Annotated in this window: 12 protein-coding genes and 1 pseudogene; 4 read left to right on the top strand and 9 right to left on the bottom strand. The window is 66.7% G+C overall.

Annotated elements, in window-relative coordinates:
* The 5 genes from ftsX to prfB are packed head-to-tail and all read right to left on the bottom strand — an operon-like array spanning position 1 to position 4,196.
* Positions 1-894, bottom strand: coding sequence for a permease-like cell division protein FtsX (gene ftsX, locus K3U93_RS06985; protein WP_083010338.1), 894 nt, complete (start codon positions 892-894; stop codon positions 1-3).
* A complete protein-coding gene (gene ftsE, locus K3U93_RS06980; RefSeq protein WP_083010337.1) occupies positions 895-1,584 on the bottom strand; it encodes a cell division ATP-binding protein FtsE in 690 nt (229 codons plus the stop codon).
* 41 nt (positions 1,585-1,625) lie between these two features.
* Complete coding sequence (locus K3U93_RS06975; RefSeq protein ID WP_083010336.1) at positions 1,626-2,120, bottom strand: Rv3103c family proline-rich protein; 495 nt, start codon at positions 2,118-2,120, stop codon at positions 1,626-1,628.
* The gene (locus K3U93_RS06970; protein ID WP_083010335.1) at positions 2,117-3,088 is read right to left on the bottom strand and encodes a mechanosensitive ion channel family protein; all 972 of its coding nucleotides are present in this window, start codon (positions 3,086-3,088) and stop codon (positions 2,117-2,119) included. Before K3U93_RS06970 ends, K3U93_RS06975 begins: the two co-directional genes overlap by 4 nt.
* Positions 3,078-4,196 (bottom strand): peptide chain release factor 2, encoded by a 1,119-nt coding sequence (gene prfB / locus K3U93_RS06965; protein ID WP_071511055.1) that lies wholly within the window; start codon positions 4,194-4,196, stop codon positions 3,078-3,080. Before prfB ends, K3U93_RS06970 begins: the two co-directional genes overlap by 11 nt.
* 153 nt (positions 4,197-4,349) lie before the next feature.
* Between prfB and K3U93_RS06960 the strand changes: the two genes are divergently transcribed.
* Positions 4,350-5,720 carry an FAD-dependent oxidoreductase gene (locus K3U93_RS06960; protein WP_083010334.1) on the top strand — a complete coding sequence of 457 codons (1,371 nt, stop codon included), beginning with the start codon at positions 4,350-4,352 and terminating at the stop codon, positions 5,718-5,720.
* Here the strand turns inward: K3U93_RS06960 and K3U93_RS06955 are convergent.
* The 3 genes and pseudogenes from K3U93_RS06955 to K3U93_RS06945 all read right to left on the bottom strand — a co-directional run bounded on the left by K3U93_RS06955 (position 5,717) and on the right by K3U93_RS06945 (position 9,125).
* Positions 5,717-7,432, bottom strand: a complete 1,716-nt coding sequence (locus tag K3U93_RS06955; protein WP_083010333.1) for a GAF domain-containing sensor histidine kinase — start codon at positions 7,430-7,432, stop codon at positions 5,717-5,719. The two genes, K3U93_RS06960 and K3U93_RS06955, sit on opposite strands and share 4 nt — an antisense overlap.
* Before the next feature lie 19 nt (positions 7,433-7,451).
* Positions 7,452-8,100 (bottom strand): annotated as a pseudogene (locus K3U93_RS06950) (response regulator); the annotation flags it as partial.
* A gap of 686 nt (positions 8,101-8,786) precedes the next feature.
* Complete coding sequence (locus tag K3U93_RS06945; RefSeq protein ID WP_139796890.1) at positions 8,787-9,125, bottom strand: hypothetical protein; 339 nt, start codon at positions 9,123-9,125, stop codon at positions 8,787-8,789.
* A gap of 15 nt (positions 9,126-9,140) precedes the next feature.
* Here K3U93_RS06945 and hisN point away from each other — a divergent pair, with 15 nt between their 5' ends.
* From hisN to K3U93_RS06930, 3 genes are all read left to right on the top strand, one after another.
* The gene (gene hisN / locus K3U93_RS06940; protein ID WP_083010331.1) at positions 9,141-9,932 is read left to right on the top strand and encodes a histidinol-phosphatase; all 792 of its coding nucleotides are present in this window, start codon (positions 9,141-9,143) and stop codon (positions 9,930-9,932) included.
* Between the two features lie 83 nt (positions 9,933-10,015).
* Positions 10,016-11,437 carry an acyl-CoA dehydrogenase family protein gene (locus K3U93_RS06935; RefSeq protein WP_083010330.1) on the top strand — a complete coding sequence of 474 codons (1,422 nt, stop codon included), beginning with the start codon at positions 10,016-10,018 and terminating at the stop codon, positions 11,435-11,437.
* Between the two features lie 44 nt (positions 11,438-11,481).
* Positions 11,482-12,690: an acyl-CoA dehydrogenase family protein gene (locus tag K3U93_RS06930; RefSeq protein ID WP_071511050.1), complete on the top strand. Its 1,209-nt coding sequence runs from the start codon at positions 11,482-11,484 to the stop codon at positions 12,688-12,690.
* On the opposite strand, the gene K3U93_RS06925 is transcribed toward K3U93_RS06930, so the two are convergent.
* The gene (locus K3U93_RS06925; RefSeq protein ID WP_083010329.1) at positions 12,667-13,206 is read right to left on the bottom strand and encodes a GNAT family N-acetyltransferase; all 540 of its coding nucleotides are present in this window, start codon (positions 13,204-13,206) and stop codon (positions 12,667-12,669) included. The genes K3U93_RS06930 and K3U93_RS06925 overlap by 24 nt on opposite strands.
* Positions 13,207-13,248 lie beyond the last annotated feature (42 nt).

Raw genomic sequence — 13,248 nt, 5'->3', positions numbered from 1 at the left:
CTACCGCCGGATGTAGAGGCGCAACGTTGCGTAGGCGGTCAACCCTGCCATCGACACGCCGAGCAGAATCAGCCAGGGCGCGATGTAAAGGATGTCGGCGTAGTCGACCCGCGCGATCAAATTGGCTTGGTAGAACTGGTTCAGCGCGTTGTCCAAGAACAACGCGCGCACCAGAATCAAGCCGGCAATGGCGATGGCCACGCCGACGGACGCGGCGACCATCGCTTCCACCAGGAAGGGCAGCTGGGTATACCAGCGGCTGGCCCCGACTAGTCGCATGATCCCGATTTCCGTGCGCCGCGTGTACGCCGCGACCTGGACCATGTTGGCAATCAACAGAATTGCGCCGATAGCCTGCACCAGCGCGACGGCGAACGCGGCGTTGCTCAAGCCGTTCAGGACCGCGAACAGCCGGTCGATCAGGTCTTTCTGGTTGAGCACGGAAAGCACCCCGGGCTGTCCCTGCATCGCGGAGTCAAAGTCCTTGTGCTGCTCGGGATTATTCAGCTTGACGATGAACGACGCGGGAAACGAATCCTTGCCGGCGACGTCCTTGTACTGCGGGAACTTCCGGATCGCGTCCTCGTAGGCGTCTTGACGGTTCAAGAACCGCACCGATTTGACGTCTTCGCGCCCCTCGATCTTTTCCCGCAGCGCCTTGCATGGGTTGGCGCTGCAGGACGGGTCGTTGGCGGAGACGTCTTCGGCGAGGAAGACCTGGGTTTCGACGCGGTCGAGGTAGATGGCCCGCGAGTTGTCGGCCAGCCGAACCACCAGCAGGCCGCCGCCGAACAGGCCGATCGAAATCGCCGTCGTCAGGATCATCGCGGCCGTCATGGTGACGTTGCGGCGAAGGCCGGTCAGGACCTCGTTGAACAGGAAGCCGAAGCGCACTTAGCGATCCATCCCGTAGACGCCGCGCTGCTCGTCGCGCACCAGCCTGCCCAGCGACAGCTCGACGACCCGCTGCCGCATCGAGTCGACGATGTGGTGGTCGTGCGTCGCCATCAGCACGGTGGTGCCGGTGCGGTTGATTCGCTCCAACAAATCCATGATGTCCTTACTGGTGTCCGGGTCGAGGTTGCCGGTGGGCTCGTCGGCCAGCAGCACCAGGGGCCGGTTGACGAACGCCCGGGCGATCGCCACCCGTTGCTGCTCACCACCCGACAGCTCGTGCGGCAGCCGGTTGGCTTTCCCGGACAACCCGACCGTCTCGAGCACGTCGGGGACCACCCGATTGATCGCGTCCCGGCGCCTCCCGATCACCTCCAGCGCGAAGGCGACATTCTCAAACACCGTCTTTTGCTGCAGCAGCCGAAAATCCTGGAATACGCAGCCAATCACCTGACGCAGCTTCGGTACGTGGCGGCCGGGCAGCTTGTTGACGTGGAACTTCGAGAGTCGAATGTCTCCGGTTGTCGGCGTGTCCTCGGCCAGCAGCAGCCGCATGAACGTCGATTTGCCCGAACCCGACGGGCCGATCAGGAAGACGAATTCACCCTTGTCGATTTTGACGTTGACATCGTCCAACGCCGGACGCGCCGACGCTTTGTACTTCTTGCTGACATGGTCCAGGGTGATCACGGCACGCCAGTGTAGCGGTGAATTTCGCTGGGCAAGCGAAGTCAGCCGGCCGGTGGCGTCGACGCCGGCGCCGGGCCGGGCCCCGGCTGCGGCAACTGCGGCGGCGGTGTCGGCGGTGTGGTCGGGCTCGCGCTGGGCGGGCAGAACGGCGGCGGCAGCAGGCACGGCAGCGTCGGCGGCACGAACGGCGGGGGCGGTGTGGTCGGGGTCGGGCTGGGTGCCGCCGTGGTGGGCGTCGGCGGCGCCGTGGTGGTGGGAGTGGCCGTGATCGTCACGGTGGCCGGCGGCTGCTGCACTCGGCTGCGCGGCACCCAGGTGTAGTTCGGGTCGGGCACGAAACCGGGCGGCACCACCTGCGGAGCGGCCGGCTTGGGAGCAGGCGCCGGGCGGTAGGTGTCGTAGACCCACCACAGCGCCAGGAACGCGACGATCAACACGACGGTCGACGTGCGGACCCGGCCGCCGAGGATGTAGCTCGGCCAGCGTCGTTCCGCATCGCCGCCGCGCTTCTCGAGGATGTTCAGGGTGAACTTCACCGCTGCTGCACCGGATCGGCTTCCTTGGCGGCCGGGAGGGCGGCGTCGTCAACGATGCCCACCTTCGCGTCGGCGGCGGTCACGATGCCGGCCCGGGCGAGTGCCCGGATGACCAGCACCCGCAACTGGCGGCCCGCCTCGAACTGCTTGCCCGGCAGCGTGCGGGCGACCAGGCGCAGCGTGACGGTGTCGACCTCGATGCTCTCCACCCCCATCACCGTGGGTGAATCCAGCAGCAACTCTTTCAGCGTCGGGTTGTCGCGCGCGTGCTCGCACTCCTGATGCAGGACCTCGTTGACCCGGTTCAGGTCGACGCTGGTCGAGACGGGAATGTCCACCACCGCGCGTGCCCAGTCCTTGGAGAGGTTGACCGATTTCACGATCTGGCCGTTGGGCACGGTGAACACCTCCCCGTCGGGAGAACGCAGCTTGGTCACCCGCAACGTCACGTTCTCGACGGTGCCGTTGGCATCGGTCGACGCCCCGCTGATGGTGAGCCTGACCAGATCCCCGAAGCCGTACTGCCTCTCGACGATGATGAAAAAGCCCGACAGCAGATCCTTGACCAGCTGCTGGGCACCGAAACCCAGCGCCGCGCCCAGCACGGTGGCCGGCGCGATCAGGCCCCCGACCGAAAACCGGAGGATTTCGGCGATCTGCAGGACCACCACGATCGCGATGATGACGATCGACACCCAGGAGATCACCGACGCCACCGCCTGGCGGTGCTTCGTCGCCTCCGAACGCACCAGCGCGTCGCTTTCGGCAAAGCCCAGGTCGAGCTGCCGGGTTACCTGTTGTGCCACCCAGCTGACGAACCGGACCGCCAGCACCGCCGCGATCAGCAGCATGACGATCCGCAGACCGCGGGTGATGATCCATTGGCCGGCGTCGCCGCGCCAAAAGTCGTGCCAGCCCAGCGCCTTTAACGAGGCGGTCGAGGCAAAGACAGTGGTGTTAGTCGTCATCTTTTCGGTTGCGCCACCGGATCCCCGCTTCCAGGAACCCGTCGATGTCTCCGTCGAGAACGGCGGCCGGATTGCCCACCTCGTACTCGGTTCGCAAATCCTTGACCATCTGATAGGGGTGCAGCACGTAGGAGCGCATCTGGTTGCCCCAGGAGCTGCCGCCCTCGCCTTTCAACGCGTCCAGCTCGGCGCGCTCTTCTGATCGCTTGCGCTCCAACAACTTTGCCTGAAGCACGCGCATCGCCGAAACTTTGTTCTGCAGTTGCGATTTTTCGTTCTGGCAAGTCACGACGATACCCGTCGGGATGTGGGTTAAACGAACGGCGGAGTCGGTGGTGTTCACCGATTGGCCGCCCGGCCCGCTGGACCTGTAGACGTCCACGCGCACGTCGCCTTCGGGGATGTCGATGTGATCGGTGGTCTCCACCACCGGCAGCACCTCGACTTCGGCGAACGACGTCTGCCGCCGGCTCTGGTTGTCGAAGGGGCTGATCCGCACCAGCCGGTGGGTGCCCTGTTCGACGGACAAGGTGCCGTAGGCGAACGGCGCGTGCACGACGAAGGTGGCGCTTTTGATGCCGGCCTCTTCGGCATAGGAGATGTCGAACACCTCGACGGGATACTTGTGCTGCTCGGCCCACCGGATGTACATCCGCATCAGCATTTCGGCCCAGTCGGCGGCGTCCACCCCGCCGGCGCCGGACCGGATGGTGACCAGCGCCTCGCGCTCGTCGTATTCGCCCGAGAGCAGCGTGCGCACCTCGGCGGCCTCGATGTCGGCGCGCAGCGCCTTGAGCTCGGCGTCGGCCTCGGCGAGGGTTTCAATGCCGCTGGCGGCGCCGCCCTCTTCGGCGGCCAGCTCGTAGAGCACCGGCAGGTCGTCAAGGCGCCGCCGCAGCCCCTCGACCCGGCGCAGCTCGCCCTGCGTGTGGGACAACTCGCTCGTCACCCGCTGCGCCCGGGCCTGGTCGTCCCACAGCTTGGGATCGGACGCCTCGTGCTCGAGTTTTTCGATCCGGCCGCGCAGACCCTCCACATCGAGCACCCGCTCCACCGTGGTCAGGGCGGAGTCGAGGGCGGCTATCTCGGCTTGACGGTCGGGTTCCACAGCCGCCCACGTTACCGGCGCCATAGCCGGCGTTGAATGCTCAGGTCATGGTCCGGGGAACAGCGTTTAGCATCAAGTGACCACCATGTGCGCCCGCGACTACGCTGCGACAGCCCCTTGCCACGTAGCCGGGCACGAACAAAAGGCTCGACTATGCGCAGGCACCACCTGTATCACATAGCCATCGTCGGCTCCGGGCCGTCGGGTTTCTTCGCCGCGGCATCCTTGCTGAAGGCGGCCGACGCGTCGCAGGACTTCGACGTGGCCGTCGACATGCTCGAGATGCTGCCGACGCCGTGGGGGCTGGTGCGCTCCGGCGTCGCGCCGGATCACCCGAAGATCAAATCGATCAGCAGGCAATTCGAAAACACCGCCGAAGACCCCCGCTTCCGCTTCTTCGGCAACGTCGTGGTGGGTGAGCATGTCGAGGCGGGCGAACTCGCCGAGCGCTACGACGCCGTCATCTATGCCGTCGGGGCGCAGTCCGACCGCGCGCTGAACATTCCCGGTGAGGACCTGCCGGGCAGCATCTCCGCCGTCGACTTCGTGGGTTGGTACAACGCGCATCCGAACTTCGAACACGCGACGCCGGATCTGTCGGGTGCGCGCGCCGTCGTGATCGGCAACGGCAACGTGGCGCTGGACGTCGCACGCATCCTGGTCACCGACCCCGACGTGCTGGCGATTACCGACATCGCCGACCACGCGCTGGAATCGCTGCGTCCGTGCGGCCTGGAGGAGGTGGTCATCGTCGGCCGGCGCGGACCGCTGCAGGCGGCGTTCACCACGCTGGAGCTGCGTGAGCTGGCGGATCTCGACGGGGTCGACGTGATCGTCGATCCGGCGCAGCTGCAGGACATCACCGACGAGGACGCGGCCGCGGCGGGCAAGACGACGAAGCAGAACATCAAGGCGTTGCGCGACTATGCGCAGCGCGCGCCGCGGCCCGGTCATCGTCGAATAGTCTTCCGGTTCTTGACATCTCCGATCGAGATCAAGGGTGAGGGCAAAGTGGAGTCCATCGTGCTCGGGCGCAACGAACTGGTCACCGACGAGGGCGGGCGGGTTGCGGCCAAGGACACCGGCGAGCGCGAGGAGCTGCCTGTGCAGTTGGTCGTGCGGTCGGTCGGTTACCGCGGTGTGCCCACCCCGGGGCTGCCGTTCGACGACAAGAGCGCGACGATCCCCAACGCCGACGGCCGGGTGCAGGGCAGCCGCAACGAATACGTCGTCGGGTGGATCAAGCGCGGGCCGACCGGCGTGATCGGCACCAATAAGAAGGACTCCCAGGACACTGTCGACACCGTGCTGGGTGACTTGACGGCCGCCGGCGAACTCGCGGATTTCCCCGAGGACCGTGCCGACAAGCTGGCCGCCTGGCTGGCCTCACGCCAGCCGAAGCTGGTCACCTCCGCGCACTGGCGGCTCATCGATCGCCACGAGCGGGCGGCCGGCGAGCCGCACGGGCGTCCGCGCGTCAAGCTGCCCAGCCTGGTCGAGCTGCTGCGCATCGGCCACGGCTAGAGCAGGGGCGCCGACCAGCGCAGCAGCGTTCCGCCGGTGTCGGGTGTGCTTTCGATCGTGAATTCACCGCCGGCCTGGGCCGCCCGCCACCGCAGGTTGGTCAAACCGCTGCTGGTGAACTCGTCGGGCATCCCGCGGCCGTTGTCGCTCACCTCGATGCACAAGTCGTCGCCGACCGCGACCCGGACCATGACGGTGGTGGCCTCCGCGTGCCGCACGGCGTTGCTGAGCGCTTCCCGGACCACCGCCTCGGCGTGGTCGGCCAGCGCCCCGTCGACCACCGACAGCGGCCCGACGTATTGCACGGTGGTGCGCAGCCCACAGCTACCGAATTGGGCGATGGCCTCGTCGATTCGCCGCCGGAGCCGGGTGGTTCCCTGCGCGGTTCCCTGCAAGTCGAAGATGGTGGTGCGGATTTCTTGGATGACGCCCTGCAGGTCATCCACGGCCTCGGTAAGCCGTTGCCGCACTTCGGAATCGCGTGCCCGCGGGACCGTGGCCTGCAACGCCAGACCGATCGCGAAGAGCCGCTGGGTCACGTGGTCGTGAAGATCGCGCGCGATACGCTCCCGGTCGGTGACCACATCGAGTTCACGCATCCGGCGCTGCGCGGTGGCCAGCTGCCAGGCCAGCGCGGCCTGGTCGGCGAACGCGGCCAGCATCTCGAGTTGCTCGTCGGTGAAGGAGGCCGAATCGCCTTGCCGCAACGCCACAACCACACCGGCGATGGTGTCGGTGGCCCGCAGCGGCAGGATCAGCGCGGGGCCGGCCTCCACGCCGTCCAATTCGATCCGGTCGACCCGCCGCGGCGCGCTGTTGACGAACACGCCGCCGACCGATGTGCCGGCCACGGCAATGGTTTTCCCGGCGACGGAAGCCATAGCGCTGCCTACGGTTTCGATCACCACCAGCTCTGGCACGTCGGCTTCCGGCATCTCTTCGTCGACCGGGACGGCCACCAGGGCCGCGTCCGCCGCGGTCAGCTTGAGCGCCTCCTCGGCGACCAGCCGGAATACCGTCCCGGGTTCGGTGCCGGACAACAATTCGGTGGCAATGTCGCGGGTGGCCTCTATCCACGACTCGCGCTCCTTGGCCTGCGCGTAGAGCCGGGCGTTCGCGATGGCAATTCCCGCTGCCGCGGCCAGCGCCCTAACCAGCACCTCGTCGTCGTCGCTGAACGGCTGCCCATTGGTCTTGTCGGACAAATACAGGGTGCCGAACGATCTGTCGCGCACCCGAACCGGCACTCCCAGGAAAGTCCGCATCGGTGGGTGGTGCGCGGGAAACCCGACCGAGGCCGGATGCCGCGAAATATCGTCCAGCCGTAGCGGTTTGGGGTCTTGGATCAGCAAGCCGACGATGCCCCGGCCTTCGGGTACGTGGCCGATGCGCCGGACGGTTTCCTCGTCGATGCCCCGGTGGACGAATTGCGACACGCGGTTGTCCCGGTCGTGCACTTCCAGAGCGCCGTAGCGGGCGTCGACGAGATTGGTCGCCGAGTGCACGATCGATCGCAGGGTGGCGTCCAGCTCTAGGCCGGACGTCACCACCAACATCGCCTCGACCAGCCCGTCGAGGCGGTCGCGCCCCTCGACGATCTGCTCGATGCGGTCCTGCACCTCGATCAGGAGTTCGCCGAGACGCAGTTGAGACAGTGTGTGGCGCAGCGGACGCATACCGGCCGCGTCGCCAGTCGGGGCCCGCTTGGTCATCGTCAGTCGATCCGCCCTGTCCATTCCCGGGTGATCGTATGTGCTTCAATTCCGCTGGCGATAAAGTGGGTTGGGTTTCGACGGGCCACGCCCAATTTGACCAGCAAGCGCGAGACGTGCTTCTTCACAGCTTCGTCGGCCAACGACATCCGATCGGCGATCTGCTTGTTGGTCAGGCCGTCGCTGAGCAAGCCCAACAACGCCCGGTCCCGATCGTCGAAGCCCGGCAGCCCGTCGTTGGTCTCGGCGGCCCGCCGCAGTTTCGCGGTCAGCGCGGCCGCGGCCCGCTCGTCGAGCAGCGACCGCCCGGCGCCCACATCTTTGATGGCGCAGGCTAATTCCATTCGCTTGATGTCTTTGACGACGTATCCGCTGCCGCCGGACAGGATCGCGTCCAGCATCGCCTCGTCGGAGGTGTACGACGTCAGGATCACGCACCGCAGATCCGGCATGCACGACAACAGATCACGGCATAGTTCGATGCCGTTGCCGTCGGGCAGCCGATCGTCGAGCACGGCAACGTCCGGGCTGGCCGCGGGGATCCGCGCCATCGCCTCGGCGACCGATCCCGCCTGGCCCACCAGGTCGAGTTCGGGGTCCTCACCAAGCAATTCGGTTAGGCTGCGCCGCACCGCCTCGTGATCGTCAACCAAGAAGACCTTTACCACAACGCCCCTCCGCAGATCGGACCAGTCCGGACGGACAAGCCCCTACAAGTCGCCGGAGCGCGTGGCCTTGTCGGTCGCCCAGCGGGCCGCATCGGTGCCCGCTTCCGATTCGTCGACACCGACGACGACCATCGGAGCTGAATGAAGCATCGCGGTCTCCCGTGCTGGTCGGAAAGGCTAAATCATCAGTTTGGTCCACCGGTAACGTTATTGACGTGAAGCCCTGGTCCCCAGGGGCGTTGGATTCACAAATGGGTGCCATTGGTCCCTATCAACCCCTATCGGCAAAGGCTATTGTTGCCACCGCCGCGGAACCGGATTGTGTTTTCGCGTCGTCGCTTGTTGGTCACCGGGCGAAGCCCGACATTGCCGTAATTGTGTTGCCCGTAAACGCTGTTGGCGTTGGCTGGTACATACTTGGACGGGCGAGGGGGCCGTACAGAACCGAGGGGCGCATGACCACCTGGACCGGCCGATGCGGCGCGAACCCTCAATCCCGCTTACTTCGCACTGGTGATGGCCACGGGCATCCTCTCGATGGCGATGTACCAGCAGCACGCCCATGCGCTCTCGGGGAAGGGCGTCGCGAACTGGCCCTGCTCGCGGTGTGGGCGATCACCTTCGTCGCGATGCTGCATCACTTGGTGGTCACCATTGGATTCGGCGGGGCACCGGCCCCTTGATATCTAACCGGAGGACGGTTCGGCCGGCGCGAGCCTCCAGTTGTCCGGATTCTTCGGCGAATACACCACCGGGAGCAGTTGGCCCATGGTCGGCCATCGGTCGACGCTGACCGCCATGCGCTGGTACACGGCGTGCTCATTGACCGTGGGCCCGTTGATGACACCGGCAATGGTGACGTATTGCTCACCGTCGGCGTCCGGCCGCGGGCTGACCCCGGTCACCAGCAGGGTGCCGCTCACCAGCTGACCGCGCGGGCCGCGTGGAATGAACCGCTGGGCAAGAAAGACCCCCAAGACCGCCACCAGCACGAGCAGCACACCGAATTCCCACACCCGGCCCATGGTAGGACTGCTTCCATGAGCCGGGACGATCTGACGCTGGCGCTGCTGCTGGCCGACCGCGCCGACGCACTGACCGCCGCCCGGTTCGGCGCGCTCGACCTGCGCGTCGACACCAAACCGGACCTGACGCCGGTAACCGACGCCGACCGCGCGGTCGAAACCGACCTGCGGGGCGTGCTCGGGCGCGAACGGCCGGAGGACAGCATCGTCGGCGAGGAGTTCGGCGGAACCGCCACCTTCAGCGGACGGCAATGGATCATCGACCCGATCGACGGCACGAAGAACTTCGTGCGCGGGGTGCCGGTCTGGGCCAGTTTGATCGCACTGCTCGAAGACGGCGTCCCTTCGGTCGGTGTCGTGAGCGCGCCGGCGCTCCAGCGTCGGTGGTGGGCGGCGCGCGGCCGGGGCGCGCACGCGGTGGTCGGCGACGCGCCGCCGCGCGGGCTGTCCGTTTCCTCGGTAGCGGAGCTGGGCTCGGCCAGCCTGTCGTTCTCCAGCCTGTCGGGGTGGGCCCAGCGCGGCCTGCGTGAGCGCTTCATCGAGCTGACCGACGCGGTGTGGCGGGTCCGGGCCTACGGCGACTTTCTGTCCTATTGCCTCGTTGCCGAGGGGGCCGTCGACATCGCCACCGAACCGGAGGTCTCGGTGTGGGATCTGGCGGCACTCGACATCCTGGTGCGCGAGGCGGGCGGGGCGTTCACCGGCTTGGACGGGACCGCGGGCCCGCACCGCGGCAGCGCCGTGGCAACAAACGGCCTGCTGCACGACCGGGTGCTGGCCAGCCTGCGCGCGCCGAGTCAGGTGTGAATTAATTAACACGGCGAGCCCGCTAATATTACTCCGGAGTAAGATAGATGGATCCGCATCGCCCAACGACCGAGGCTGCTGAAATGACCGACACCCTTTCGGGTTCACAACGGACGTCAAAAACCTCCCGCTCGCGGTTTAAACGGCGCGGCCGCAAGACCGGCGTCGGGCTGCAACCCCACAAACGGACCGGCATCGACATCACCCTGGCGCTGCTCACCCCGATCGTCGGCCAGGAGTTCCTGGACAAATACCGCCTGCGCGATCCGCTCAACCGGGGCCTGCGCTACGGCACGAAGACGATATTCTCCACCGCCGGCGCCGCCTCCCGGCAGTTCAAGCGGATCCAGAACCTCCGCGGCGGACCGACCCGCCTGAAGTCCAGCGGCAAGGACTACTTCGACCTGACGCCCGACGAGGACCAGAAGATGATCGTCGAGACCGTCGACGAATTCGCCGAAGAGATCCTGCGACCCGCGGCGCACGACGCCGACGAGGCCGCCACCTACCCGCCGGAGCTGATCGCCAAGGCCGCGGAGTTGGGCATCACCGCGATCAACATCCCCGAGGATTTCGAGGGCATCGCCGCACACCGCTCCAGCGTGACCAACGTGCTGGTGGCCGAGGCGCTCGCCTACGGCGACATGGGCCTTGCGCTGCCGATCCTGGCGCCCGGGGGCGTGGCGTCCGCACTGACCCACTGGGGCAGCGGCGACCAGCAGGCCACCTACCTTCACGAGTTCGCGGGCGAAAACGTCCCGCAGGCCTGCGTGGCCATCGCCGAACCGCAACCGCTGTTCGACCCCACCCGGCTCAAGACCACCGCCGTGCGCACGCCACGGGGGTATCGGCTCGACGGCGTGAAGTCGTTGGTCCCCGCCGCCGCCGACGCCGAGTTGTTCGTCGTGGGAGCCCAACTGAACGGCAAGCCGGCGCTGTTCATCGTCGAGTCGTCCACCAAAGGCCTTACGGTCAAAGCGGATCCGAGCATGGGAATCCGGGCGGCGGCGTTGGGCCGGGTCGAGCTGTCCGGGGTGTCGGTCCCGTTGAGCGCGCGGCTGGGTGAACCGGATGCGAGCGACGCCGAACACGACGAGGCCTACTCGGAGGCGATCGCGCTGTCCCGGCTGGGCTGGGCGGCGCTGGCGGTCGGCACCTCGCACGCGGTGCTCGACTACGTCGTCCCGTATGTGAAGGAACGCCAGGCCTTCGGCGAGCCGATCGCCCATCGTCAAGCCGTGGCGTTCATGTGCGCCAACATCGCCATCGAATTGGATGGGCTGCGGCTGGTCACCTGGCGTGGCGCGGCGCGCGCCGAGCAGGGCCTGCCGTTCGCCCGCGAGGCGGCGCTGGCCAAGCGGCTCGGCGCCGACAAGGGCATGCAGATCGGCCTGGACGGCGTGCAATTGCTCGGCGGCCACGGCTACACGAAGGAACACCCGGTCGAGCGGTGGTATCGCGACCTGCGGGCCATCGGTGTGGCCGAGGGCGTCGTAGTTATCTAGTAGTTATCTAGGTCGTTTATCTCAAGCGAGCTGAAAGTTCAATCATGGCAATCAATCTGGAACTTCCCCGCAAGATGCAAGCGGTGATGGACAAGGCACACCAGGGCGCCGCGGAGATGATGCGGCCGATCGCCCGCAAATACGACCTCAAGGAACACGCCTACCCGGTCGAGCTGGACACGTTGTCCAACCTGTTCTCGGGGGCCGCCGAGTCCAACGCCCTGGGGCTCACCGGGGCCGAGGCGTTCCGCAGCGGCGAAGGCAAGGAAGAAAACCGCAACGGCGCCAACATAGCGGCGGTGCTGCAGACCATCGAGGCCAGCTGGGGCGACGCGGCGCTGATGCTGTCGATGCCCTATCAGGGCCTGGGCAACGCCGCGATCTCCGGTGTCGCCACCGACGAGCAGCTGAAACGCCTGGGCCGGGTGTGGGCGGCGATGGCGATCACCGAGCCGGGCTTTGGATCCGACTCCGCGGCGGTGTCCACCACCGCCACGCTGGACGGCGACGAGTACGTCATCAACGGCGAAAAGATCTTCGTCACCGCGGGTTCGCGGGCCACGCACATCGTGGTGTGGGCGACGCTGGACAAGTCACTGGGCCGGCCGGCGATCAAGTCGTTCATCGTGCCGCGCGAGCACCCCGGTGTCACCGTCGAGCGGCTCGAGAACAAGCTCGGGATCAAGGGCTCCGACACCGCCGTCATCCGGTTCGACAACGTGCGGATACCGAAGGACAATCTGCTGGGCAATCCCGAAATCGAGTCGGGCAAGGGGTTTTCCGGGGTGATGGAGACCTTCGACAACACCCGGCCGGTCGTCGCCGGCATGGCCCTCGGCATCGCCCGGGCCACGCTGGAGGAACTGCGCAAGATCCTGACCGAGGCCGGCGTGGAGATCTCCTACGACAAACCGTCACACGCCCAAAGCGCGGCCGCGGCCGAATTCCTGCGGATGGAGGCCGACTTCGAGGCGAGCTACCTGCTGACCGTGCGCGCGGCGTGGCAGGCCGACAACAAGATCCCGAACTCCAAAGAAGCCTCGATGGCCAAGGCCAAGGCGGGTCGGGTGGGCAGCGACATCACGCTCAAGGCCGTCGAATTGGTCGGCACCACAGGCTATTCCGAGCAAACTCTGTTAGAGAAGTGGGCACGCGACTCGAAGATCATGGACATCTTCGAGGGCACCCAACAAATCCAGCAGCTCGTCGTCGCCCGCCGCCTGCTGGGCCTATCGTCGGCCGAACTCAAGTAGCGGCGGGTCTTCGTCGTCGGGCCCGACAAGGTCGAGCTGCCACCACTCGACGTCGTGCCACGCCCCGTGTTTCCAGCCGACGCGCCGGTAGCGGCCCACCGGGCGGAAGCCGAACGCCCGGTGCAGCGCGTTGCTGGCGTCATTGGGTTGGGCGATACCGGCGAATGCTCGCCGGAAGCCGCGTTGGGTCAGCCTTTGCAACAATTCGGCATAGAGCATCCGGCCACCGCCGTGGCGCTGGTGGTCGCGGGCGACGTAGACGCTCGTCTCCACCGACCATTGGTACGCCGCACGCGGATTGAATTGGTGGGCATAGGCGTAACCACCGATGTCGCCGTCGAATTCGAGCACCAGCCATTCGTGCGTCGCGAGGGCGCCCTCGATACGCCCCGCCATCTCCTCGGCCGTCGGGACATCCGTCTCGAACGTAACCGCGGTGTCCAGCACGTACGGGCGGTAGACGTCGACGCACGCTGCGGCATCGGCGGCGCTGGCGCGGCGGACGTGCGCTGGCATCAGCGACCAAGCGGAAGGCTCTGCATCGACCAAGGCTAGCGT

Origin of the sequence: Mycobacterium malmoense (assembly GCF_019645855.1) — a bacterium.
GTDB lineage: Bacteria > Actinomycetota > Actinomycetes > Mycobacteriales > Mycobacteriaceae > Mycobacterium > Mycobacterium malmoense.
Note: the sequence above shows the minus strand (reverse complement) of the source record. Positions and strands in the feature narration are given on the sequence as shown.

What these genes read in the sequence shown, in the direction of transcription:
- K3U93_RS06945 (WP_139796890.1), bottom strand. Translation starts at nt 9,125, where the DNA reads ATGGGCCGGGTGTGGGAATTCGGTGTGCTGCTCGTGCTGGTGGCGGTC.
- K3U93_RS06925 (WP_083010329.1), bottom strand. Translation starts at nt 13,206, where the DNA reads ATGCCAGCGCACGTCCGCCGCGCCAGCGCCGCCGATGCCGCAGCGTGC.
- K3U93_RS06955 (WP_083010333.1), bottom strand. Translation starts at nt 7,432, where the DNA reads ATGACCAAGCGGGCCCCGACTGGCGACGCGGCCGGTATGCGTCCGCTG.
- K3U93_RS06970 (WP_083010335.1), bottom strand. Translation starts at nt 3,088, where the DNA reads ATGACGACTAACACCACTGTCTTTGCCTCGACCGCCTCGTTAAAGGCG.
- hisN (WP_083010331.1), top strand. Translation starts at nt 9,141, where the DNA reads ATGAGCCGGGACGATCTGACGCTGGCGCTGCTGCTGGCCGACCGCGCC.
- K3U93_RS06960 (WP_083010334.1), top strand. Translation starts at nt 4,350, where the DNA reads ATGCGCAGGCACCACCTGTATCACATAGCCATCGTCGGCTCCGGGCCG.
- K3U93_RS06935 (WP_083010330.1), top strand. Translation starts at nt 10,016, where the DNA reads ATGACCGACACCCTTTCGGGTTCACAACGGACGTCAAAAACCTCCCGC.
- K3U93_RS06930 (WP_071511050.1), top strand. Translation starts at nt 11,482, where the DNA reads ATGGCAATCAATCTGGAACTTCCCCGCAAGATGCAAGCGGTGATGGAC.